Annotated in this window: 18 protein-coding genes; 11 read left to right on the top strand and 7 right to left on the bottom strand. The window is 70.2% G+C overall.

Annotation, left to right across the window (positions count from 1 at the left end; all coding sequences use genetic code 11):
* Positions 1-336: 336 nt before the first annotated feature.
* Entirely contained in the window at positions 337-1,416 is a 1,080-nt protein-coding gene (locus WMF39_RS28135) for a serine/threonine-protein kinase (RefSeq protein WP_437748043.1), read from the top strand.
* Between the two features lie 135 nt (positions 1,417-1,551).
* On the opposite strand, the gene WMF39_RS28140 is transcribed toward WMF39_RS28135, so the two are convergent.
* Positions 1,552-2,535 carry a serine/threonine-protein kinase gene (locus WMF39_RS28140; protein WP_437739564.1) on the bottom strand — a complete coding sequence of 328 codons (984 nt, stop codon included), beginning with the start codon at positions 2,533-2,535 and terminating at the stop codon, positions 1,552-1,554.
* Between the two features lie 175 nt (positions 2,536-2,710).
* On the bottom strand, positions 2,711-4,240 hold the full coding sequence (locus WMF39_RS28145; protein ID WP_437739565.1) for a hypothetical protein: 1,530 nt from the start codon (positions 4,238-4,240) through the stop codon (positions 2,711-2,713).
* Between the two features lie 752 nt (positions 4,241-4,992).
* On the opposite strand from WMF39_RS28145, the gene WMF39_RS28150 reads away from it, so the two are divergent.
* The 3 genes from WMF39_RS28150 (at position 4,993) to WMF39_RS28160 (ending at position 7,571) form a co-directional block, all read left to right on the top strand.
* Positions 4,993-5,970: a hypothetical protein gene (locus WMF39_RS28150; protein ID WP_437739566.1), complete on the top strand. Its 978-nt coding sequence runs from the start codon at positions 4,993-4,995 to the stop codon at positions 5,968-5,970.
* Between the two features lie 90 nt (positions 5,971-6,060).
* Positions 6,061-6,972 (top strand): hypothetical protein, encoded by a 912-nt coding sequence (locus tag WMF39_RS28155; protein WP_437739567.1) that lies wholly within the window; start codon positions 6,061-6,063, stop codon positions 6,970-6,972.
* Positions 6,973-7,127: 155 nt separating this feature from the next.
* A complete protein-coding gene (locus WMF39_RS28160) occupies positions 7,128-7,571 on the top strand; it encodes a hypothetical protein (RefSeq protein WP_437739568.1) in 444 nt (147 codons plus the stop codon).
* Positions 7,572-7,597: 26 nt separating this feature from the next.
* Here WMF39_RS28160 and WMF39_RS28165 read toward each other — a convergent pair whose 3' ends face one another.
* Positions 7,598-10,273, bottom strand: a complete 2,676-nt coding sequence (locus tag WMF39_RS28165; protein ID WP_437739569.1) for a penicillin-binding protein 1A — start codon at positions 10,271-10,273, stop codon at positions 7,598-7,600.
* A gap of 90 nt (positions 10,274-10,363) precedes the next feature.
* Positions 10,364-12,142 (bottom strand): serine/threonine protein kinase, encoded by a 1,779-nt coding sequence (locus WMF39_RS28170; RefSeq protein WP_437739570.1) that lies wholly within the window; start codon positions 12,140-12,142, stop codon positions 10,364-10,366.
* Between the two features lie 297 nt (positions 12,143-12,439).
* Between WMF39_RS28170 and WMF39_RS28175 the strand changes: the two genes are divergently transcribed.
* The 3 genes from WMF39_RS28175 to WMF39_RS28185 all read left to right on the top strand — a co-directional run bounded on the left by WMF39_RS28175 (position 12,440) and on the right by WMF39_RS28185 (position 14,509).
* Positions 12,440-13,390: a sigma-70 family RNA polymerase sigma factor gene (locus WMF39_RS28175; protein ID WP_437739571.1), complete on the top strand. Its 951-nt coding sequence runs from the start codon at positions 12,440-12,442 to the stop codon at positions 13,388-13,390.
* A 165-nt stretch (positions 13,391-13,555) separates the two neighbouring features.
* Positions 13,556-13,972: a VOC family protein gene (locus tag WMF39_RS28180; RefSeq protein ID WP_437739572.1), complete on the top strand. Its 417-nt coding sequence runs from the start codon at positions 13,556-13,558 to the stop codon at positions 13,970-13,972.
* Between the two features lie 33 nt (positions 13,973-14,005).
* The gene (locus tag WMF39_RS28185) at positions 14,006-14,509 is read left to right on the top strand and encodes an SRPBCC family protein (protein ID WP_437739573.1); all 504 of its coding nucleotides are present in this window, start codon (positions 14,006-14,008) and stop codon (positions 14,507-14,509) included.
* Positions 14,510-14,558: 49 nt separating this feature from the next.
* On the opposite strand, the gene WMF39_RS28190 is transcribed toward WMF39_RS28185, so the two are convergent.
* Complete coding sequence (locus WMF39_RS28190) at positions 14,559-18,470, bottom strand: ATP-binding protein (RefSeq protein WP_437739574.1); 3,912 nt, start codon at positions 18,468-18,470, stop codon at positions 14,559-14,561.
* A gap of 432 nt (positions 18,471-18,902) precedes the next feature.
* On the opposite strand from WMF39_RS28190, the gene WMF39_RS28195 reads away from it, so the two are divergent.
* Together WMF39_RS28195 and WMF39_RS28200 are read left to right on the top strand one after the other, a co-directional pair.
* A complete protein-coding gene (locus tag WMF39_RS28195) occupies positions 18,903-19,103 on the top strand; it encodes a DUF6289 family protein (RefSeq protein WP_437739575.1) in 201 nt (66 codons plus the stop codon).
* A 114-nt stretch (positions 19,104-19,217) separates the two neighbouring features.
* Positions 19,218-19,427, top strand: coding sequence for a hypothetical protein (locus WMF39_RS28200; RefSeq protein ID WP_437739576.1), 210 nt, complete (start codon positions 19,218-19,220; stop codon positions 19,425-19,427).
* Between the two features lie 91 nt (positions 19,428-19,518).
* Here the strand turns inward: WMF39_RS28200 and WMF39_RS28205 are convergent, their stop codons facing one another.
* On the bottom strand, positions 19,519-19,884 hold the full coding sequence (locus WMF39_RS28205) for a DUF4180 domain-containing protein (RefSeq protein WP_437739577.1): 366 nt from the start codon (positions 19,882-19,884) through the stop codon (positions 19,519-19,521).
* Positions 19,885-20,040: 156 nt separating this feature from the next.
* On the bottom strand, positions 20,041-20,973 hold the full coding sequence (locus WMF39_RS28210; RefSeq protein WP_437739578.1) for a DUF2935 domain-containing protein: 933 nt from the start codon (positions 20,971-20,973) through the stop codon (positions 20,041-20,043).
* 511 nt (positions 20,974-21,484) lie between these two features.
* Between WMF39_RS28210 and WMF39_RS28215 the strand changes: the two genes are divergently transcribed.
* Both WMF39_RS28215 and WMF39_RS28220 read left to right on the top strand, forming a co-directional pair.
* Positions 21,485-21,877 carry a YciI family protein gene (locus WMF39_RS28215; protein WP_437739579.1) on the top strand — a complete coding sequence of 131 codons (393 nt, stop codon included), beginning with the start codon at positions 21,485-21,487 and terminating at the stop codon, positions 21,875-21,877.
* Positions 21,877-23,142 carry an RNA polymerase sigma factor gene (locus tag WMF39_RS28220; RefSeq protein ID WP_437739580.1) on the top strand — a complete coding sequence of 422 codons (1,266 nt, stop codon included), beginning with the start codon at positions 21,877-21,879 and terminating at the stop codon, positions 23,140-23,142. Before WMF39_RS28215 ends, WMF39_RS28220 begins: the two co-directional genes overlap by 1 nt.
* Positions 23,143-23,151: the final 9 nt, after the last annotated feature.

Here is a 23,151-nt window from a genome sequence, read left to right on the forward strand (position 1 = left end):
GATGCACTGTGGACATCCTTGTAGGCTGATGTCGGCGCACGGAACCAGATCCACGAACATCGCGAAACTGCACAGCTCTTCCGTGCGGAGGGTGGATTGAGCATGATGTCCACTCGGACGGCGGTGCGGTTCCTCGGCTCTCAGCACCTTTGTGCGTGTACACTCCCCGGCATGCCAGGGACAATCCCACCCAAGGGGCGCTCAAGCACCGACGACGTCACGGTGCTGATGCTCGGGAAACAACGCGACGCCTCCGTCGTTGAGCTCACAAGCTCGGCGCTGGTGGAGGAAATCGAGACTGCGGCGCGGCCGTGGTCGGACGACGCACCCACGTTGGTGCGCTCAGACAACAACGCGCCAGCGCTGATCGGGAGCTTGATCTCGGAGCGGTACCGCGTCCACGAGCTCATCGGGGAGGGCGGCATGGGAGCCGTGTACCGCGGCGAGCAGGTGCACCTCCGCAAGCAGGTCGCGATCAAAGTCCTCCAGCCGAGCGCCCGGAACCTCCCCCAGATCGTGGCGCGGTTCGAGCGCGAGGCGATCGCGGGGGCGCATATCCAGCATCCGAACGTGGTCTCGGCAAACGACTTCGGTCAGCTCGCGGATCGGTCGCATTTTCTCGTCCTCGAGTATGTCGAGGGCACCCCGCTCCAGGACGTGATCGCCTCGGCGCCGCTCCCCGCGCGACGCGCGCTCCACATCGCGAGGCAGATCGCGTCTGCTCTGGAGGCGGTGCACGCGAAGGGGATCGTGCACCGCGATGTGAAGCCGCAGAACATCCTTCTCGGCGCCCGTGATCAGGTGAAGCTCATCGATTTCGGCCTCGCCAAGGTGAACGTAGAGCTCCTGTCCACCGAGAGCCGCGAGGCCGCGCGCAAAGGCCAGGACCTCACCGCTGCCGACCAGGTCCTCGGCACGCTCAGTTATCTGGCGCCGGAGGCCGTGCGCGGCATGGATGCCGTCGATGCTCGCGCAGATCTTTATGCGCTTGGAATCATTTTGTACGAAATGCTGTCCGGGAGAAGCCCGTTCGACGCGAGCGACGGCCAATCTTCCTTCCGGCAGCGGCTCCTCGAGGATGCGCCCCCGCTCCGCCAGCGTGCTCCGGGATTGGGTATCCGCCCCGAAGTGGAGGCGCTCGTGATGCGGCTCGTCCAGCGAGACCCAATCCAACGCTATCCGACGGCTACCAACGTGATCGCGGCCATCGACGGGGCCATTGCGGCGATGGAGGGCGCGCCGAGGCAGCTCGAGCCGACCGTTGCGATGCACCCCGGTGCCCCGGGGCGCCAGACGAGCGCGACATCGCTCGCGTCCAGGTGGACCTCGCCGGCGATGCGGCCGTGGCTCATTGCGTCCATCGTCGTATCGCTCTTGCTCAGCGTCGCGCTCTTGATCGCCATCCTGCTCAGCTGACAGAGACTCAAAAAGGCCACATCGAGGGAGCAGGCTCGTCGCTCGACGGCAGCTCCATGAGCCCCCTCGGTTCGGTCTCCCCGCCGCTGACGCGCGCCACGGCCGCGCAGGGCGCCCTCCACGAGGTAGGCTCCCTCAGCGACGAGGAAGCGGGTCCCCCGCCGGGATCCGCCCTTCCTCGACGGCCACGACGTACGGCGGCAGGCGGCCCGCCCGCACCGCGCGGACGTCGGCGCGCATCGTCGCCGCGTCGGGGTAACGCTCGATCTTGTGGAACGCGAGGGCGCGATCCACGACGTCGCACACCTCCGAGGGCACGTCCGGCGCGCACTGCGCGAGCGACGGCGCCCGCGCCGTCGCCGCGGCGATGAGCAGGCGCGCATCGGCCACGTGGCCGTGGATCGCGCGAGCGGAGAGCAGCCGAAACATCGTGGCCCCCAGGCCGAAGACGTCGGTCCGGCCGTCGATCTCGCGGACCATCCCCCTCGCCTGCTCTGGCGCCATGTACTCGCTCGTGCCGAGCGCCACGCCCGTCTTCGTGGCCGTCTTCTCCGGCAGCTCCCCCATCCCGAAAGGAAGCGGATCGAGCACGCGGGCGATCCCGAAATCGAGCACCTTCACCCGCCCATCGCTCCCGATATGCAGGTTCTCAGGCTTGATGTCCCGGTGAACGACGCCGTACGCGTGCGCCACGACCAGCACATCGAGGACCCGCTCGGCGAGCGCCAGCACCTCGCCCACCGCGAGCGTCCCCACGCGGGCCATGCGGTCGAAGACCGTCTCGCCCTCGAGCACCTCCATCGCAAGGTAAGCGGCGCCGTCGTCCGCGACGCCCGACTCCAGCACGAGCGGCAGCCCCTCGCAGAGCGGGCCGACAGCCGCCAGGGCGCTGCCGATCGGGCCCTCGCGCAGGAAGCGCTTCCGGAGCTCCTCGATCTGGCTCAGCGACGGGTGCAGGACCTTCACCGCCGCGACCTGGCCGTCCGCACGCCGGCCGAGGAAGACGCTCGCCATCCCGCCGCCACCGAGCACGCGCTCCACCGTCCAGGTCCCGATCTGGGTGCCGATGCGCCGCGCCGCAAGCTCCTCGTCGTCCATCGAGCGGGCGGATGGTACCATCCCGTTCACCAGGCGCGACGGGACGGAGCCTAGCGGAACCGTCCGGCGCCACCTCTGGCCGACGAGCTGCTGTGCACGCCGACCTTAGCCGTCCTGGTCGAATTCCGCCTAGACTAGTACTAGCCTCGAGTTGGCCACAGCTGCCTGACATCGGGCAGCTGTGCCCAAGTTGAGACTAGAGCGAGCAGGCCCCGTCGATGCACGACATCCCCGAGCAGCACTCGCCGGAGTCCGCGCAACGCCCGCCGATCGACTTGCAAGGCGAAGACAGGCAGGCCGCGATCTCACCACCGCTGCACAGCCCCGAGCAGCACTCGGCGTTGCTGAAACACCCGACCCCGACCTCCACGCACTGCGGAGCGCCGCCGGCTCCGCCGCCCGTGCCGTCACCGGCTCCGCCGGCGCCGCCAGCTCCATCGCCGCCGCCAGCTCCATCGCTGCCGCCAGCTCCATCGCTGCCGCCACCGCCATCGCCGCCGCCGCTGCTCGGGTTGCACCTGAGCTCGCCGCCGCTGCTCGGATCGGGCGCGCAGACGCCGCCGCAGCAGTCGTCGGGCGTCCGGCACGGCTCGCCGTCGTCGCGGCACGCGCAGTCCGCGCACTTGCCGGACGAGCACGTGCCGCTGCAGCAATCCGCGTCGGCCTCGCAGTCCTCGCTGTGGACCTTGCAGGCGAACCCGTTCTCGCACCGGCCCGCGTCGACGTTGCAGCGCCGCGAGCAGCAGTCGTCGTCGGAGTCACAGGCGGCCTCCGCGAGCGCGCAGCACGGGTCCTGGCAGCGGAGCACGCCGAACGAGCCCGCAAAGCAGAGCAGCTTGCCCTGCGGCACGCCAGGGCAGCACTCCCCGAACGACGAATCGCATATCTCACCGGCCGGACGGCAGTTCGGCGGCTGCCCGCACTTCTTCACGCCGTTCGGCTCCGTCTGGCAGTTCTCGGTGCAGCACTGCGCGTCGTCCGTGCAGAGCTCGCCTATCGGCTTGCAGCCGCCGATGGACTGGCAGAACGCGGCCCCGGGCGCGATCTCGATGCACGCGTTCGAACAGCACTGCGATGGACCGTTGCACGCCTCGCCGACGGGGTCGCACGCCCCCTGCGGCACGCACACGAGCACGCCGTTCCCCCCGTCCTCGCACAGGTTGCTGCAGCAGTCGGCGTTGCTGGAGCACACCTCTCCCTCCACATGGCAGCCGCCGAGCGGCTGACCACACCACCTCTCGCCGGCCACAGGCGCGTCCTCGCAGACGCCGCTGCAACACTCGCCCCCGCCCATCGAGCAATCCTCGCCCGGTTGGAGGCAGCCGCCGCCCTGCGTGCAGGTGCCGCCGTCGCACAGGTTCGAGCAGCAGTCGGAGTTGTCCGTGCACTCTTCATCGATCTGACCGCACCCCGCGGCCGGATCGCACTGGCCGCCGCTGCAGTTGAGCGAACAGCAGTCGATCGCTGCGTCACACGCGGCACCGGCAGGCGCACACGCGACGCCGCCTCCCGGACCGCTATCGCTGCCCGCGGTCCCGTCGAGACCGCCCGTACCGTCGCTGCCTCCTCCGCCCGGTAAGCCCGCGCCCCCGCCCCCCGTGCCTGGCCCCGCTCCAGCGTTCGACCCGCCGCTTCCCGTTCCCGCGTCACCGCCGCATCCGGCGTGTAAAGCGAGGCCGAGCACACCTGCGAGCACTGACGGCGCGAGCCAATTCGCAAGACGCATCACACTCCCCTTTCGTGCTGAGAGCAGCGATAGGCCGTCGCACGAGCGTGCATCTGCGGCTCACGAAAGAGACCTGCGACGCCGCCGGCGGCTGCCGAGCTGCCGATTGTTGAGCCGCCGACGAGCGGCGATGCGACTGCACCTTCAGACAATCCCTGGTTGGGGGGGCAATGTGTGCTCATGTCCCTGCGATTTGTGTTGCCGCCCGCGTGCCTGACGTTGTGCTTTGCGACCGGATACGTGGCCACGACGGCGGTCAGCACGACGGGGGTAGCGGCTACCGTGAGGACGAACAACGGTGTCGCTCTTGCGCAAGCGGCGTTGTGCCGTTGATGGCCTCGCGAAGGCGTGCGAGCGCGCTTGAGCTCGTTCGCCATGGGCGCACCTGCGCTGCAATACCGGTGCTAGGCACATTGACCGCGACTCACGCAGTCGTGTAACTGTTCCTTGTCGATGCAGATCACCCTCGCCAGAGCCAGGCTGCAGGTCGCGCTGCTCGCCTTGGCAGCTCCGGAGCCGCGGCCCGCGGCGGTCGAGCGTGCGGCATGAGCGCCCGAGTCGAGCCCGCGTCTCCTGCGCTCCTCGCCTCACCGGGCAGCGAAGCGTACATCGTCAGCCGCTGGTATGACCGGGCGTTTATCCTCCTCCCGCGTCGCCCTGCTGCACTTCTGGTACGACGGTTTCATCTGGTCCGTGACGCGCAAGCAGGCGTGAGGCGATCAAGCCTTCAGGGTGTCGCCAGAGAGGGTTGTATGCGAATCCAACGTCGTCTCCGCTCCGTGCTCTTCTCGCTCGCGGTCGCCTCCACGGCGCTCGCCTCGCCTGCCTGCAGCAAGTCGCCGCAGATCACGGCGGAGAGCATCGAGGACAACTGGGCGCTGACGGAGCAGCACGAGCCCGGCTCGGTCGTCATGACGGTAGCCCAGGATGGGAAGGTGACGGCGCTCGTCAAGAACCGCGATGGCAAGCCCATCGAGGAGGGCGTGTCGGGCAACCTCACGGTCAAGGTGCCTGGCAAGGATGGAGCCCCCGCGACGGCAGAGCTCGTGCCGGAGCCAAAGTCGGGGGGAGTCCTGGTCGCCAAGATCCCGCCGCTCGAGGACGAGCTCACGGAGGTCAGCTACGAGCTCAAGGTCAAGGGCGAGCCGTTCAAGGGGGCGCTGCACGTGCCGCGCGGCGGAACCCGAGAGCTCCAGGAGAGCGCAAAGGAGAGCCAGGCGATCAAGGTCGACGGGAAGAAGGGCCCGAACGGGGGCGTGCTCCAACCCGTCGGGGACGACATCGTGGAGATCGTCGCTGACAAGGCGACGGGCGACGTGCGCGTGTACGTGCTGGATCTCGACCTCAAGCCGGTCCCGATCGGCCAGCGCGAGATCAAGCTCGCGATCCAGACCGCGTCGGGCCCGGACGTGCTCGTGCTCGCGCCCAGCCCCGATCGGCTCTACTTCACGGGCAAGCTGAAGGTGAAGGTCAACCCGACCAAGATCACGGTGGTGCTCAAGGACGGCGGGCACACGCACGTGGTCCTCTGCAACTACCACCCAGGCGCGGTGATCGTGGTCGGCCCGAGCGCGCCCGTGATCGGCATCCTGGTGGCCACCACGTGGGCCGTGAAGGTCAACGTCAAGCCGACCGTGGTGGTGCACGACGACGATGACGACGACGGGCGCCGGGTCATCGTCGTCCGCAAGGGAAAGGGCAAGTGGAAGGGCAAGGGCAAATGGCGCTGAAGTGATGATGAAAGCGCGCCGCGGCCCGCTTCACGATCCACGTTCGCGCGTTCACGCAGTGAAGGTCTTCACCCGGAGGGACATCTCGCCATGACTGGACTAAACGACGCATGTGAGGAGAAAGCTGGCTTCGGCGGCGCGATCCCGTCGCGCGCCCTCTCTGCACGACGAGCCCTGTTCGCGCTCGCGTGCATCGGCTCCGTCAGCTGCGGCGGTGATGACGCAACGGGAACTCCTGATGATGTCGACGTCGCGGCCGGCGCCACGGCGATCGTGGCGATCGTCAATCCGGTGGTGAACACGCCCCACACGACGGGAGTTCCCGACGAGCTCGGGGACGCGCGCGATGGGCTCACGGTGACCGCCACGCCGGGCGACAGCGACGTCACAGCGGACGGCGTCGCGGTCGTCGGCGTCGCGCCCGGCGGCATCGAGCTCGATGTCTCGGGAGCCAGCATCGCGCATACAGTCCGGGCAGAGGGCGATGTCGTGGATGCGCCTATCGCGTTCTCCGGATCGGCTGCGGCCTTCTTCGACAACACGCCCGTCCGTTACGCTGTCAGCGAGGCATCGGGCGCCATCTTCCTCGATCCATCGGTGCCCCTGGCAGAGCTCGAGGGCCACCTGGCCGAGGACGATCGGGTCGTCGTGCTGCGTCCGGGTACGTACGCCGGCAGCATCACGATCACCGGCAAGGGCACGCTCCTGTACGGCGAGGACTTCCTCGATCGCGCGGTGGTCATCGACGGCAGCATCACGGCGGAAGGCGAGGAGGTACGGCTGCGAGGCCTGACGATCACGGGCGATCTCACCTCGAGAGGCAACAATTTCGGGATCAGCTTCTCGCTGGTCCGGGGCAATGTCAGCATCACGGGCAACGCGGGGGCGTTCGTACGAAACGTATTTTGCGGTGAGACGGTGGTGCCCTCGAGCAACGCGACGCTGCTCGACAACTACGGTGTCGCGCCGCTGGAGGCTCTGCCACCCGTCGTGTGCGACTGACCGCGGCAACGCGGCAACGCGGCAACGCGGCCCGCGGCCCCGAGTTGACCATGACTCCAGATGACCACACGACGCGACGAACTCGCCGCGCCACCGAAGCTCGGCGGACGCCGCCAGTTCCGTCCGTGCATTCATCCACGCCGATCGGAGGATCCATGCGCCAGCACATTCGTACCCACCACGTCGTCGCTCTATCGCTCCTCGCCCTCCTCTGGGGCGGAATCGCTGCATGCGGCGATGACCCCGCCGACGACTGCACGATCGGCGATCCCAACGAGGGCCCGACGTGCGAGTGCAACGGCGCTGAGTGCGTTTGCCCCTCGTCCGGCGACTGCGCGATCTTCTGCACCGCCGATTGCGGTCTCCAGTGCGCCGGCTCCGGAAGCTGCGACTTCGACTGCGGCCCTGACTGCGACATCGCCTGCACCGGCTCGGGCACCTGTACGCTCACGGTCGGCGATGGTTCGACCGTGGACTGCACCGGGTCGGGTGACTGCGATGTGGTCTGCAGGGGCGACTGCGACGTGCGGTGCCCCGGCTCGGGAGACTGCGTGGTCCACTGCGAGCCCGGGGCGGTGTGCACGACAGACGGGGTGTAGCAGGCAGCCCCCGAGCTGACCGAGGCTCAAAATGGCCACATGATGCGAGGTACCTCGCCGCTCGACGGAAGCTCGGCGTACGCCGCCGGCTCCGTGCCTGCAAGGAACACCTCCTCGGTCGCCCCCGCGGTGCCCGGCAGCGCGAGTTGACCGGTCGTGGCGTCGATCAGCACGCGCACGAGCCCGTCCGGCGGCGCGGCGAAGTCGGTGCGCGGTCTCGCCTTGTGCGCGTCCTGCATGAACGCGATGAAGGCCGGCAGGGAGGTCGCGCCGCCCGTCTCGCCGGGGCCGAGCGGAGAGGCGTCATCGTAGCCCGTCCAGACGGCGCACGCGATGTCGGTCGAGTAGCCCACGAACCACGCGTCCTTCGCGGCGTTCGAGGTGCCCGTCTTGCCCGCGACCGGCGTGCTCATGGCTCGCGCGCGCTTGGCTGTCCCCGAGTCGACGACGGAACGCAGGAGGCTCGTCATGATGTACGCCTCGGCTTCGCCCATCACCCGGCGCGCTGGCGCCGCGCTGGGCAGCGGCAGCGGCTGGCCGCCCGGGCCGATGATGCTGCGAATGATCGCTGGATCACGGTACGTGCCGCCCGCGGCGAACACGTTGAACGCACCGACCATCTCGAACGGCGTCACCTCGTAAGCGCCGAGCGCCAACGACAGATCCGCGCCGAGCTTCGACGTGACTCCGAGCGATTGCGCCCACTCGGCGACCTTGGCCGGGCCGAGCCGATCGAGGACCCATACCGCGGCGACATTGACGCTCTGGGCGAGCGCTTCGCGCAGCCGGCGCGGCGCCTGTCCGTCGCTCTCGTCGTAGTTGTCGGGCCTGTATTTCCCTCCGAGCGCGGACGGATGGGTCTCGAGGATGGAGGCCGCGGTGAATGCCCGCGTCTGGATCCCGTAGCTGTACACGATCGGCTTGAACGTCGAGGCGGGCTGGCGGCGCGCCGACCTTGCCCGGTTGAGGGCGCCGCGCGCCGCGTCGTATCCGCCGACGATCGCGAGCACCTCGGCCGTCCGGACGTCGAGGGCGACGAGCGCGCTCTGGGGCCCGAGCGCGAGCTCCAGCCGTCCGCTGCGCGGGTCGCCGCCGGCAAAGGTGACGCGAACGACCTTGCCGATCTCGGCGAACTGGCTCGGGGGCAGGTTGCGTGGATTGTAGCGCGCCGCTCGCTCCAGCTTCACGACGCCTTGCGCCGTACCCACGCGCACGGTGAGCGTGCCTGCCGCGTCGTCGGCCTTCGTGACCACGCCGTGGTAGACGCGCTCGCTGCCCTGCGTGGGCGTTCCTTCGAAGGGGGCCGGATCTCCCTTGCCACGCTTCAGCGGAGCGATGAGCCCGCGCCGCGCGGCGTACGCATCGAGATTGCTGCGCACCGCCGCTCTCGCGGCCCTCTGCAGCTGCGGATCGATCGTGGTCGTCACGGTGTACCCACCACGGTTGGCCTGCGGGCCGACCGCGGCGATCAGCGCGCGCTCGACCTCGGCGACGACCTCGGGCGCCAGCTCGGAAGCGTGTTCCGGCGGGGGGGCCAGGACGATCTTCTGGCGAGCGGCGGCGTCCACGTCGGCGCGGGCTACGAACTTTTTATCGCCCAGCTGCTGGAGCACGTAGCTGCGCCGCTCCTCGGCGCGGGCGAGATCCACGCGCGGAGAGTAGACGCTGGGACCCTTGACCAGACCTGCGAGCAGGGCCGCTTCGGCGAGCTGCACGTCTCGAACGCTCTTCCCGAAGTAGTACCGCGCGGCTTCCTCGACGCCGTAGCGCCCGTGCCCGAAATAGATGTCGTTGAGATAGAGCTCCAGGATCTCGTCCTTCGTGAGCTCCTGTTCGATGCGGCGCGCGAGGATGAGCTCACGGATCTTGCGCGCGAAGGTGCGCTCCGGCGTGAGGAGCACGTTCTTGATCACCTGTTGGGTGATCGTGCTGCCTCCCTGGCGGGCCTGCGCGGATCGCAGGTTCACGAGAAGCGCCCGCAGGATGCCGAGGTAGTTCAGCCCCTCGTGCTTGTAGAAGTTCGCGTCCTCCGCGGCCAGAACGGCGAGCTTCATGCTCGTCGGCACCGCCGAGATCGGAACGACGGTGCGTCGCTCGACGAAGAGCTCCGCGAGCGGTGTCCCGTCGCGCGCGAGGATGCGCGTGACCTCCGGCGGATGATAGCTCCTCAGCTCCGAGGTCCGCGGCAGGTCGTGGCCGTAGTACCAGATGAGCCCCGCAAACATCAGCAGACCGAGGCCCAGCAGCGTCGAAGCGGCCATCGCGATGCGCCACGCCCATCGCCGCAAGCGTCGTCTCCACTGGACTTTTCGCGAGCGCGGATGCCCTTGATCCCGCGCCCGGCGGACCGCCACGGCGCGCTCGAGCGCGCTCGCCAGAGCACCTAGCGCCGACGCGATCCGACCAGCGGCCCTCGCGAGCCGCCGCGCCGGCAGCGCGCCTGGCACGGTCGGCTGGGCGGAGGCATCGGCCGGCGACGACCGCGCGGCGCCGTCCCCGGGCGGCGGCGACCACGGCAGCGTCTGTCGCTCCGGTCCGGCCTGGCCAGCCCTCTCTTCGGGGATCGGCGGGGTGGCCTGCGGCGAGCGCACCCAGAGCTGTGTCGGGGGCTCTTTCACCTCCGCATCGTCGCGGCGGGGATCCTCGCCGCGCTGCGCGGGGGAGGCGAGGTCGTCACGACGGCCGAACCTGTCCATATCCATCCAACTCCTCCGCGGCGCGGGCTGCGCGCGCGTGCCGCGGCGCCCTCCTCGCAGACGCCATGAGAGCAGCGCACGAGCGCGACGCGACGATCAGTCGGGGCATGGGGCCCCGCACGCCATGACGTTGCCAGGACAGGCTTCTATCTGCCCGAGACACGTGCCGATGACGCAATCGGAGCCACGCGGGCAGTACACCAAACATGGAGCGCTCGTCATGCAATTGACCGAGCAATCGCCTTCGCACCAGATCTTGTGCATCCCCGATCCCATGCAGTTCACCAGCGCGTCTCGGCGCGCTCCGATGTCGCAGACGCTCCCGTCCTGACAAGCAATCTGGCAAGCTTCATCGCACACGTGATCGCAGTCGTTTGTCAGCATACAGCTGGCCCGCTGCGACGCGCCGCGCCCTTCCTCGGGGCCGCGGCTCGGTGAGCCAGGGAGGCGAGCTCTCGTATCGCCCTTCTTCTCGGGGCCGGGATCCGGAGCCTTTGCCAGGAGGCGATCCGCCGCCGGGCCGCCGGGAACCTTGGCGGGCGGTGAGGCCGCCGGTCGCTGCGCGCCGGTCGCCCCCGGCGATTTCGCGTCGGGCTCGACGTTCACCGCACGCAGAACCACGGCGGCGAGCACGCCTGCGGCGAGCAGCGGGAACGCCAGCACGGCCCATCGCAGCCTCCGTCCACGTACCGTGGTCGCCGTCCACTGCGTCGCCTGGGTGAACGCCGATGCCGCCGGTGCGGGGGCACGAGCCGGAGCGACGGCCGATCCGCCGCCCGGGGCGCCCGGGGCGCCCGGGGCGCTCGACGTATTCGGGACGCTGACCATGGAGACATCGCGGATGACACTCCCCATGTCACCTGCCGGCGGCGGGGCGGGATGCAGACCACCGGCGCCCGCGGCGCGCACCGATACTGCCGATGAAGGGGCGAGCCCCTGTGGTATCCACACCGTCGTGGCGGTGCTGAGCGGATCTGCCGCGGGGGCCCCGGCCGCGCCGAACCGCAGAGCAAAAGCGGGCGGTTGACCGGCCAGGACCGCGCGCACGTCCTGCTGCATGACTGTCGCGCTCGGGTAGCGCTCGCCTCGGTCGAACGCGAGCGCGCGATCGACGACGGCACACACCCACTGCGGGGTCTCCGGAGCGACGCTCGCGAGCGGCGGCGCAGGCAGCGTGGCCATCTTGACGACCAGATCGGTGTCAGAGCTCGCGTCATGGATGCGCCGCTTCGTGATCAGACGAAACATCGTCGCTCCGACCGCGAACAGGTCGGCACGCGCATCGATCTCGTCACCTCTGACTTGCTCCGGTGGCATGTAGGCGACCGTGCCGAGCGTCGTTCCTGTGCGCGTCCGAACGTAGTCGGCCGCGGCCTGCCTGACACGGGCGACGCCGAAGTCGAGCACTTTCAGGCGCCCGTCGCGGAGGCGGAACAGGTTGTCTGGCTTGATGTCGCGGTGGATGATGCCGTGCGCATGGGCCGCTGCCAGCACGTCCAGCAGCCCGTCCACCATGGCCAGCAGCTCGGCCATGTCCATCCTGCCCAGACGCCTGGCGTACCCGGCGAGCGACTCACCATCGAGCAGCTCCATGACGAGGAACGGGCAGCCGTCCGCTGTCGTGTCGATATCGCGTATTTCCACCGCGCCGGGATGGACGAATCGATTGACGGCTTGCGCTTCCTGATCGAACCGCGCACGCAGCTCGGGCATGCGCGCGATCTCGGGGTGGAGGATCTTGATGGCATCTCGCCGCCCGATCCTGTGCACGCCGACGTAGACAGCGGCCATGCCGCCCGAGCCCAACAGCCGCTCGATCGTCCACTTCCCGCACAACACTGTGCCGACTCTGCGCTGCAGTTCCTGGTCGTCCATATCCGGTATCAGGGTTGCTGATTTGCTGAACGGAGTCCTCGCGGCGCCCCAGCACCGCCCTGACCGTCGCCCATCCTAGCCGATTGGCCGTGGCGTCGTGACCTCGCGACGCCGACGTGACCTCGCGACGCTCGGCGTGCCGTCCCGGGTGTGTCGCCGGCCGAGCGCGGCCGCAGGCCGACCAGGCCGACGAAGAGTACCCGAGTCGAGACCAGCGCCCTGCCCGAGGCGCGCGTGTCACGCGGCGAGGGAGCGTGACCGTGGATCTGCCGGGAGGCCGATGGTACCGTCGCCGCGATGTTGGGGAGCGTGAACCAGCTCGAGGAACACCGCGCGGCGCTCACCGGGCACTGCTACCGGATGCTCGGTTCCGTGGTCGACGCCGACGACGCCGTCCAGGAGACCATGGTGCGCGCCTGGCGGAGCCTCGATAAATTCGACGGGCGATCGTCGCTGCGCACCTGGCTGTACCGCATCGCGACGAACGTCTGCCTCGACGCGCGGGCCGATCGCGCGCGCCGGGCGCGCCCGCTCGAGGAAGGCCCTGTCGGCACCGTGGACGACGAGCTCCAGACGCGCCCGCGCACCCACTGGCTGGAGCCCGTCCCCGACGCGCACGCCCTCCCGGCGGACATCGACGCCGCGGAGCGGGTGGTGCTCCGCCAGAGCATCCGCCTCGCGTTCGTCGCGGCGCTCCAGCACCTGCCGCCGAAGCAGCGCGCCGCGCTGCTGCTCACGGAGGTGCTCGGGTGGTCCGCCGCGGAGGTCGCCGACAGCCTCAGCACCTCGGTCGCCGCGATCAACAGCGCGCTCCAGCGCGCTCGGGCGACGCTCGCGAGCCGCGATCTCGGCGACGTGCGCGCCACGCTGCCGGAGCCAGAGTCCGCTCTGGTCGACCGCTACGTCACCGCCTTCGAGCAGTACGACGTGGACCGGCTCGCGGCGCTGCTGCACGAGGACGCGACCCTGTCGATGCCGCCGTACACCCTCTGGCTCCGCGGCCCCGGCGCGATCCGCGCGTGGCTGCTGGGCCGGGGCGCGGGCTGCCGCGGGTCGCGGCTCGTGCCGACGGCCGCCTGCGGCTCGCCGGCGTTCGGCCAGTACCGCCCCGCGCCGGAGGGCGGCCACCGGGCCTGGGCGCTCATCGTGCTCGAGCTCGCGGGGGACCGCATCGCCAACATGACGTCCTTCCTCGACACCGAGACGCTCTTCCCGCGGTTCGGCCTGCCTCTCGAGCTCCCCGCGTAGCCACCGCGCCCGGCCGGATCGGGGCGGCGATCATTTTTTTCCGGTCGACCGATGAGTCCCAGCGGGCGCCCGGGTCTATGGGGTGAACTCCGGCACGACGGCCCCCGTGGCCGCGATCGTGGCCGGCATCACCCGGCATCCATGCTCGAACAGGAGAAGAGGACCATGACAACGAACAGCGCCCGCAAGATCTTCGTCAACCTGGCCGTCAGCGACCTGAAGCGGTCGATGGAGTTCTTCGCGAAGCTCGGCTTCGAGTTCAACCCGCAGTTCACGGACAACAACGCCGCCTGCATGATCGTCAGCCAGGAAGCCTTCGTGATGCTCCTCACGGAGCCGTTCTTCAAGGGTTTCACGAAGAGGGAGATCTGCAACACGAGCACGCACACGGAGGGGATGTTCGCGCTCTCGTGCAGCAGCCGGGCCGAGGTCGACGAGATCGTGAAGAAGGCGATCGCGGCGGGCGGGTCGCACGCCATGGATCCGCAGGATCACGGCTTCATGTACGGCTGGAGCTTCTACGACGTCGATGGTCACCACTGGGAGGTCGTCTGGATGGACCCCGCGGCGATCCAGTCGTAGCCGGCGCCTCGACGAAGGAGAAGGAGGAGAGCCATGGTCGAGAGCCAAACAGCGAACAGCGATAGCTTCCAGGTCACGACGCCGTCGGCGGACGAGGTCCGCATGACGCGCCTGTTCGACGCGCCGAGGCACCTCGTGTTCGAGGCGATGACGAGGCCCGAGCACATCAAGCGGTGGTGGGGCTGTCTGGGCGAGGGCTACTCGGTGCCCGTCTGCGAGATGGACCTCCGGCCGGGCGGCAAGTGGCGCTTCGTGAACCGCCACCCGGGCGGCGAGGCCGCCTTCCACGGCGAGAACCAGGAGATCACGCCGCCGAGCCGGCTCGTGTTCACCGAGATCTTCGAGCAGTTCCCGGACACCGTCTCGGTGGTGACGGCGACCTACACGGAAGAGGGCACAAAGACGCGGCTCACGGCCACCGTGCGCTATCCGTCGACGGAAGTGCGCGACATGGTCCTCGCGTCCGGGATGCCCAAGGGCGCGGGCCTCAGCTACGACCGCCTCGAAGATCTGGTCGCGCAGCTGCAGCAGCGATGAGCTGACCGGCCGGCGGTGAGCGGGCGCGGCGCCGCCGGCCCGCGCTCGCTCACGCGCGCCGCTCGGCGAGCACCTGCCGCAGCGTCGCGCCGCCCACGGGCTTCGTGAGGTGCAGGTCGAAGCCGGCCTGCCTCGACCTGGCCTGGTCCTCGGGTCCACCGTAGCCCGAGATCGCCACCAGGTAGAGCGCGTCGCCCCCGGGCGCGGCCCGCGCCCGGCGGGCGACCTCGTGGCCATCGATGCCCGGCAAACCGATGTCGATGAAGGCCACCTCGGGGCGCAGCTCCAGGAGCTTCGTCACGCCGTCCAGCCCGTCCACCGCGACCGTCACCTCGTGCCCCAGCGCCTCGATGAACTCGCACATCACCCGGCGCACGTCCTCCACGTCCTCCACGACGAGCACCCGGCGCCGCTCGGCGGCCTCCGCCGGTGACGGGGCGGCGGGCGGCTCGGCGCCGGGCGCCAGCGGCGGCGCCGCCCCGGGCGCGAGCGGCGGCGCCGCGCCCCGGCCGAGCGGAAGGCGCACGATGAACTCGCTGCCCTGGCCCGGTCCGGCGCTCTCCGCGACGACGCTGCCGCCGTGCATCGCCACCAGCCGCCGCACCAGCGTGAGCCCGAGGCCCAGCCCGCCCGTGCCGCGGTCGATGGTCTGATCGACCTGCGTGAAGAGATCGAACACCCTCTCGAGCATCGCCGCCGGGATGCCGCGGCCCGTGTCGCGCACCCGCAGCACGGCCTCGGGCGCGGCGCCCGCCGCCTCGCGGGTCAGCCGCACCGAGATGGCTCCCTCCGGCGGCGTGTACTTCGCGGCGTTCGTCAGGAGGTTCGTGACCACCTGCTCCAGCCGCGTGGCGTCGGCCCGCATGCCGAAGTCCCCCGGCCCGACCTCGACCGAGAGCGCGTGGCGCCGCGCCTGGACGGCCGGGCTCACCGCGGCGGCGGCGTTCCTCACCGCCGCCGCGAGATCGACGTCCTCCAGGCGCAGCTCCACCGTGCCGCGCGTGATGCGCGACACGTCGAGGAGATCGTCGACCAGGCGCACGAGGTTGCCCACCTGCCGCCGGGCGATCTCGCGGCAGCGCGCCGATCTGGGCGCCTCGCCCGCCAGATCGCCGAGCAGCGTGAGCGACAGGCTGATGGCGGCCAGGGGGTTGCGGAGCTCGTGCGCGAGCATCGCGAGGAACTCGTCCTTGCGCTGATCGGCGAGCCTCAGCGCCTTGACGAGCGCCTCCACGCGCCGGCGGGCGCTCACCTGGTCGGTCACCTCGAAGGCGAACACGAAGATGCCCTCCACGGCACCGTCGCGGTCGCGCATCGGCTGGTAGACGACGTTGAAGAAGCACTCCTCCGTCGTGCCATTGCCCTTGCGATCGAGCCGCACGGCGAGCTCCTTTCCCACGAAGGGCTCGCCGGTGCGGATCACGGTATCCAGGAGGTCCGGGATGGATTGCCCCTCGAGCTCGGGCAGGGCGGCCAGGATGGGCTTCCCCACGCGCGCTCGTCCGCCGACGAGCTGCTGGTAGAGCGGATTGACCACCTCGAAGACGTGCTCCGGCCCGCGGAGGATCGCGATGGGCCCCGGGGCCTGCATGAAGAGGTCGTTCAGGTACTGGCGCTGCCCCTCGGCTTCCCGCCGCCGGCGCGCGAGCTCCACGTGGATGCGGACCCGCGCGAGGAGCTCCCTCGCGGAGAACGGCTTCACGAGGAAGTCGTCGGCGCCGGCCCCGAGGCTGTCGAGGCGCACCTCCTCGCCCGCGCGCGCGGAGAGCATCATCACGGCGACGCCGCGGGTGCGCTCGTCGGCCCGCAGCGCCTTGAGCAGGCCGAAGCCGTCGAGCCGCGGCATCATCACGTCGGTGAGCACGAGGTCGGGGACGTGGGCGCGGGCGCTCTCCAGCGCGGCCTGACCGTCGGCCACGGCCTCCACCGTCCACCGCTCGGCGAGGAGCAGCCGCTGCACGTAATCGCGCATGTCCGCGTTGTCGTCCGCGACGAGGATGCGCCCCGGCTGCTTCGGGGCCGGGCGCTCCTCCGCCGGCACGGCATCCGGCGCTGGCACGTCGCGTTCCCACTGCGCGGCCTCGTCGAGGAAGGGCGCCGCGCCGCACCCCTCCGCGGCCGGCGCCGGGGCGAGGTCGATGCGATCCGCGGGCAGGTGCGCCTTCCCGAGCGGGATCGCGACCGAGAAGCGGCTGCCCGCGCCGAGGCGGCTCTCCACGGCGACGCTGCCGCCGTGGAGCTTCGCGAGCTCTCGCACCAGCGCGAGGCCGATGCCGCTGCCCTCGTAGCTGCGGCCCCTGGCCCCTTCGACGCGGTAGAACCGCTCGAACACGCGTGGCAGCTCCTCCTCCGGAATGCCGGTGCCCGTGTCCTCGACCGACAGGACGATCCGCCCCCCGGCCTCCTCCAGCGTCACCCGGACGCCCCCCGAGAAGGTGAACTTGAAGGCGTTCGAGATGAGGTTGAGCACGATCTTCTCCCAGAGCTCGCGGTCGACGTAGGCCGGCTCGGAGAGGGGCGGGCACTCCACCGTGAGGGCGAGGCCGGCCCGATCCATGAGCGAGCGGAACGAGCTCGCGAGCTCCGCGGTGAAGGAGCCGAGATCGGTAGGCTGGTAGCTGGCCCGGATGCGGCCCGCCTCGATGCGCGAGAAGTCGAGCAGCGTGTTGACGAGCCGGAGGAGCCGGAGGCTGTTGCGGTAGATGATCGCGAGGCGGTCGCGCTGCGCCGCGGGCAAGGGGTGCTCGGCGTCCGAGAGGCCGTCCTCGACGGGGCCCAGGATCAGCGTGAGCGGCGTGCGGAACTCGTGGCTGATGTTGCTGAAGAACACCGTCTTGGCGCGGTCGAGCTCGGCGAGCGCGTCCAGCCTGCGCCGCTCCTCCTCGCTGGCCCGGGCGTTCTGCAGGGCCGCCGCGCCGTGGCCGGCCAGGAGCCGCAGGAAGCGGCGGTAATCGTCGTCCAGCACCAGCCGGGGGCTGGCGCCCGCGACGAGGAATCCGGCCGGGCGGCCTCCAGCGCCGGCGCGGGGGAGCGGCAGCACCACCGCCTGGCGAGCGGTCTCCGGCCATGGGCCTCCAGGGAGGGAGCCGACGCCCGCGGGCAGCTCCGACAGATCCACCTCCACGTCCCCGCGCAGCGCGCGGCGCAGCGGCCACACCGCGCCGGCCGCCGCGCCGAGCTCCACCGCCGCCGGCGCCGCCGCGTGGCTCGGGTCGAGCCCGACGGTCCCTGCGAGTCGGGCGGGCGCGCCGTCGTCGTCCACGAGATAGATCAGGGCAAAAGGCACGTCGCGCCCGGCCTCTGCCAGGGTCTCCATCATCACCCGACAGACGTCCTGAACGCTCCTGGCGTCAGCCGCCCTCGCCGCCAGCGCCCCGAGGACCTGCAGCCGTCGCTGTCCAAGGATGTACCCTGTGCTCTCGGAGCACGCGACGAGGATACCCGCGACAGCGCCGCTCTCGTCCCGGATGGGGCTCTGACCGTAGCTGAAGTAGCACTCCTCCATGAAGCCGTGCCGATCGAGGACGAGCAGGCCATCGCGGACGTAGGTGGCCCCTCCCGCGAAGACCTTCTCGATCATCGGCTCGATGATCTCCCAGATCTCCTGCCAGCACTCGCGGCCCGCCTGGCCCATGGCGGCCGGGTGCTTCGTGGATCCGAGGATCGGGCGGTAGGCGTCGTTGTAAAACTGAATGAGCTCCCGACCCCACCAGAGGAACATGGGATGTTCGGACGAGAGCAGGATGGACAGCGCCGTCCGCAGCGACTGGGGCCACGCCTCGACCGGGCCCAGCGCCGTCTGCGACCAGTCGATCGAGCGTATCAGCGCCCCCATCTCGCCGCCGCCAGCGAGCGCGCCGCCGGCCGGATCCGGCCCAGCCCCGGCGCTCGCTTCCTCGACGCGCCCCACGCCGGTCCGCTCCTCGACGCGGTCGCGCTGGCCGGTGCGCAGTCTCGTCATGGCGAACACCTGCTTTTCTACCACGGCCGAGTCCAGCCATCCTCGGCGCCGCCACGCCGGGTACGGTCGCCTGCTCGTCTCAATGACCCTCTCGATACGTACCGCGTCGATACGCCGGCCCAGCCCGATCGGGGCGACTGAATTTCCTTGACACCGCAATCACTCCACCGGCCTCGGAGCACGATGCCTCTTTTGCCTTCGTGAACCGCGCTCACGAGCTCGCCGCCTCCCACCGCCGAATGAAACTTTGCAGAGCTCAGCAAAGGCCACTCCAGCCGGAGCGCTTGCTCGAGCCGAGCAAGCGGTCTAAGCTGCCTCGCATAGCTTCGGAGGCCGAAACAGGTCCCCATTGCAAGAGGAGCGTCCATGCGTCGTCTCAGCCCTGCTGCCCGAGTTCGTTACTTCTTCGCTGCCCTGACGGCAGGCGCAGCGATGTTGGGCACCACTGCCCTGCTGGTCCCTTCGAGCGCGGCGGCGCCCGGGGGAAACTGCACCTTTTACAGCGACGAGAGCTACACCACCGTCGTCGGCCAGTACGGCCGCGACTGCTGCAACAACCGGATCGCGTGGGGCGCCACGACGCAGCACTACGAGTGCGGCGGGTGCTTCACCTGCACCCCGCCTCCTCGCTGAGGGGAATTTGAACAGGGAGACGGGGAGGCGGGGAGAATGGTGGGGGGGTTCTCCCCGTCTCCCCGCCCCCCTGTGAATTTTCCCGAAAACTTCGAGGGGATGCTCCAGGTCGCCATGAACAAGAACCGTTCATCTCGATGGCTGTACGGCACAGCCTGGATCGCGCTCGGAATCGTGGCCGTCTCCGGCTGCTCTGGCCGGGTGGACCGGGGCGACGATGCACCGGGCGGTACCTGGCTAGACAACACGGGCCTCATGCACCCGGACGGCACGATGCGGCCGGCCATGGCCTGGCTGATGGACTTCCTCGGCCGCGGCAAGTGATCCCGCGTGCGTGGTGGGCGATCGAGCTCGAGGTCTGCCTGCGCCGGAGGCGGCGACGGCGCCAAATGCGCTGTCGGCCAGGCCGCCATGGCTACGTCTGGCCGAGCCACTCGACCGCGGCGTGACGCGTCTCGAACACGCCGAAATGCTGGCCGCGGCGCTCCTCGGCCACCATCTCCCCGAACCGGCTGCTGAAATCAGCGGCCCCCGGAGGGCACACCACCGCGAGCCGGATCCAGTAGTTTCTCAGCTTCTGCAGGATCTCCCCGGCCTCCCCTGAGCTGAGGTCGAAGAAGGCCGCCGTCAGGTTCGCCGGGTGGAGAAGAGCACACCGTACGCCGCCCGAGAAACAGGCCTCGATCACCCGGTCGACGTCGCGAACGCTCTCCATGAGCCCGTGGTCCGGCGGCCCTTCCACGAACTGCACACCGCCCTCGTCGACCACCGTCAGATCCATGGCATCCCTCCGACGCGTCCTCTGCGCCGCGGGCTCGGCGGAGAGCTCCGCTCGACCCGCGACCAGGGTAATCCCGGCGGGCGGCCGCTGTACAGGCATCGCGCGGCGAGCAGGAGGAGGGGCCGGGCTCGCCCCCGCCACGCGACGCCCAGGGCGTCACTGGGCGCGCCTGACCTCGTCGGAGAACCTCACCGCCTCGCGGAGCACGTGATCGGCGAGCGCGGGATCGATGATGCTCTTGATCTGTCCCGTCTCGATGCCCTGCTCCGCGGCCGACTTGAAGTCGATGACCTCGTCGGCCATCGTCGCGAGCTGCGCGTTGTCGACGCGGAACGCGTGCGCCTGGTACAGCTGCCCGGCGCGCGCGGTCGCCTGATCGATGAGCGCGCGCTCCTGCGGGTCGAGCAGGTGCGCGATAAACTCGAGGTGATCTGCCATGATCGTCGTCCAGAACGCCGAGACCTCGTCGCTCTGGAGCGAGATGTCGCCGTACGCGAGCCGATCGAGCCGGGCGACGAAGCGCTCGGCCTCCCGCGCGATGTGGTCGAAGAAGAGCGGCCAGACGAGGCTCCGGAGCGAGCCGCTCTCCTGCGCGCGCTGCATGCGGCGCTTGTACTCGATGAAGCGCTGGACGCTCGACCGCGTCGAGGCGAGGAGCGAGGAGATCCCGTAATCGCCATACCCCCGGTCGCGCGCTGCGAGGAAGTGCCTGGCAAAGAGGTTCTGGTACTGCCGCGCCTCGTCCCGAGGCCCGCGGAGGTGATCGCCGGGCATGAGCAGCGTGATGAACAACGCATGTTCCATCAGCTGGTCCGTCCAGAAGAGGACCTCCGAGACGGCGTGCGCTGCATAGCCGGCGCCCGGCCCGGGCAGGAAGACCGGCTTCCTCGAGCGCTGGTCCACGGAGATGCCGGGCGTGTAGGCGGCCCCTGCCGGGAGGGCGAGGGGCCCGATCGACTCGCAGACCGCGTAGCTCTTGTCGGGCAGCGCGAGGCTCGGTGTGGCGAGCAGCGAGACCCCCGCGGTGGCCATCGCGCCGCCGGCGAATTGCCGGCGTCCAAGTTTCCCTTGCGGAACACGCTTCTCCATCGACGCTCCTCCAGGTTCATGCATCCGTGAGAATCGGAGCGCGAGGGTGCATGTCCCGCGCCTGCGCCAAAGAGTCGACTCGCAGGGCGGTCCGCCGGCGCGCGCCTCACCGATCACGACGGCCGGCGACGCGCGGAATCACCACGCCCGAGCGCTTCGTCAGCAGAGAGGTCGCGTGGGGGCGCGCCGGACGTCATCCGCGGAATCCGCCCGTGATGGGCCGCCCTGCGATCGGCGACCTGCGAAGATGGCGCACATTCCCCCTCCTCTGCCGACCATCTGCGACCACAGAGCACATCGCGCCGCGGAGGACACACGCTCGCGACGACCTACCTGCACACCTGCCGCTGGCGCAGCAAGCGCACATGCGCCCACACGCGGCCGTCCCTTGTGTCGGGGTTCGGATTTCTTCGCTATCGTCGCCCGGGATGTCGAGGACCCGCCCTCGGCTCCGACAACCCCACGAACGCGCGCCCGATCCCGGGGCGACAGCGAAGAGAAGGAGCCGATCATGAAGTACATCCTGATGATGAACACCCCGTGCGCGGGGCCGTACCAGGTCGCCAACTGGCAGCAGAAGGACTTCCAGGCGCACATCGCGTTCATGAAGAGCTTCCACAGGAAGCTCAGCGCGTCGGGCGAGCTCGTGGCGGCCGAGGGCCTGGCGGGGCCCGACCAGGCCAAGCTCGTGCGCGCTGGCAAGGACGGCACGCCGATCACCGACGGGGTGTTCCCGGAGACCAAGGAGTTCCTCGCCGGGTACTGGATCGTGGACGTCGAGAGCCCCGAGCGCGCGTACGAGATCGCCGCGCAAGCGTCCGCCGCGCCCGGCCCCGGCGGCGCGCCGCTCAACATGGGGATCGAGGTGCGAGAGGTGATGAGCGCGCCGCCCAGCGATCTCTAGTGACCTCTCCGTCCCAGGGCGCCACGGCCGAGCGCCTGCTGCGTGATCTCGCGCCGCAGGTGCTCGGCGCCGTCATGCGGCGATTCCGAGATTTCGGCGCCGCGGAGGACGCGGTCCAGGAGGCGCTGATCGCGGCGGCCACGCAGTGGCCGCGCGAGGGCGTGCCTGACGAGCCGCGCGCGTGGCTGATCCACGTGGCGTCGCGGCGCATCGCCGATCACGTCCGGAGCGAGGCGGCGCGCCGCCGCCGCGAGGCGATCGTGGTCAGCCTCGTGCCGCCCGAGCTGCAGATCGCCCTCGCCGCCGACAGCGACGAGGCGGCGCTCGAGGACGACACGCTCACCTTGCTGTTCATGTGCTGCCACCCCGCGCTCTCCGCGCCGTCCGCGATCGCGCTGACCCTGCGCGCCGTCGGCGGCCTGACGACGGCCGAGATCGCAAGGGCGTTCCTGGTCCCGGAGGCGACCATGGCGCAGCGGATCAGCCGGGCGAAGCAGAGCATCAAGGCGTCCGGCGTGCCGTTCGAGCGGCCGACGTCCGAGGCGCGCACAGCGCGCCTCGGCGCCGTCCTGCACGTGCTCTACCTGATCTTCAACGAGGGTTACACCTCGAGCTCCGGCCCCGCGCTGCACCGCGACGATCTGTCGGGCGAGGCGATCCGCCTGACGCGCGCCGTGCACGCGCTCCTCCCGGACGACGGCGAGGTCGCGGGCCTCCTCGCGCTCATGCTCCTGACCGACGCGCGGCGGGCGGCGCGGACCGGGCCTCTGGGCGAGCTGATCCCGCTCGCGGAGCAGGATCGGCGCCTGTGGGATCAGCGCGCGATCGCCGAGGGCGTCGCGCTCGTCACGGGGGCGCTGTCCACCAGGGGCTCGATCGGCGCCTACCAGCTGCAAGCCGCGATCGCGGCGGTGCACGACGAGGCAGCGCGGGCCGAGGACACGGACTGGCCGCAGATCCTGGCGCTGTACGGCGTGCTGATGCGGATGTCCGACAACCCGATGGTGGCGCTCAGCCACGCGATCGCGACGGCCATGGTGCACGGCCCTCGGGCGGGGCTCGATCTGCTGAACGCGCTCGACGCCGACGCGCGCCTCTCGGGTCATCACCGCCTCGACGCCGCCCGCGCGCACCTCCTGGAGCGGGCCGGCGATCACGAGGCGGCGATCGCGCACTACAGGCGCGCGGCCAGCCGCACGACGAGCATCCCGGAGCAGAACTACCTGACGACGCAGGCGGCCCGGCTGAGCGACGCGCTGAAGTAGCGAGCCGCG

The sequence above is a fragment of the Sorangium sp. So ce1504 genome (genome assembly GCF_051521635.1).
GTDB lineage: Bacteria > Myxococcota_A > Polyangia > Polyangiales > Polyangiaceae > Sorangium > Sorangium cellulosum_B.

Coding starts and splice junctions, on each gene's coding strand:
- WMF39_RS28140 (WP_437739564.1), bottom strand. CDS start 2,535: ATGGTACCATCCGCCCGCTCGATGGACGACGAGGAGCTTGCGGCGCGG.
- WMF39_RS28145 (WP_437739565.1), bottom strand. CDS start 4,240: ATGCGTCTTGCGAATTGGCTCGCGCCGTCAGTGCTCGCAGGTGTGCTC.
- WMF39_RS28150 (WP_437739566.1), top strand. CDS start 4,993: ATGCGAATCCAACGTCGTCTCCGCTCCGTGCTCTTCTCGCTCGCGGTC.
- WMF39_RS28155 (WP_437739567.1), top strand. CDS start 6,061: ATGACTGGACTAAACGACGCATGTGAGGAGAAAGCTGGCTTCGGCGGC.
- WMF39_RS28160 (WP_437739568.1), top strand. CDS start 7,128: ATGCGCCAGCACATTCGTACCCACCACGTCGTCGCTCTATCGCTCCTC.
- WMF39_RS28165 (WP_437739569.1), bottom strand. CDS start 10,273: ATGGATATGGACAGGTTCGGCCGTCGTGACGACCTCGCCTCCCCCGCG.
- WMF39_RS28170 (WP_437739570.1), bottom strand. CDS start 12,142: ATGGACGACCAGGAACTGCAGCGCAGAGTCGGCACAGTGTTGTGCGGG.
- WMF39_RS28175 (WP_437739571.1), top strand. CDS start 12,440: ATGTTGGGGAGCGTGAACCAGCTCGAGGAACACCGCGCGGCGCTCACC.
- WMF39_RS28180 (WP_437739572.1), top strand. CDS start 13,556: ATGACAACGAACAGCGCCCGCAAGATCTTCGTCAACCTGGCCGTCAGC.
- WMF39_RS28185 (WP_437739573.1), top strand. CDS start 14,006: ATGGTCGAGAGCCAAACAGCGAACAGCGATAGCTTCCAGGTCACGACG.
- WMF39_RS28190 (WP_437739574.1), bottom strand. CDS start 18,470: ATGACGAGACTGCGCACCGGCCAGCGCGACCGCGTCGAGGAGCGGACC.
- WMF39_RS28195 (WP_437739575.1), top strand. CDS start 18,903: ATGTTGGGCACCACTGCCCTGCTGGTCCCTTCGAGCGCGGCGGCGCCC.
- WMF39_RS28200 (WP_437739576.1), top strand. CDS start 19,218: ATGAACAAGAACCGTTCATCTCGATGGCTGTACGGCACAGCCTGGATC.
- WMF39_RS28205 (WP_437739577.1), bottom strand. CDS start 19,884: ATGGATCTGACGGTGGTCGACGAGGGCGGTGTGCAGTTCGTGGAAGGG.
- WMF39_RS28210 (WP_437739578.1), bottom strand. CDS start 20,973: ATGGAGAAGCGTGTTCCGCAAGGGAAACTTGGACGCCGGCAATTCGCC.
- WMF39_RS28215 (WP_437739579.1), top strand. CDS start 21,485: ATGAAGTACATCCTGATGATGAACACCCCGTGCGCGGGGCCGTACCAG.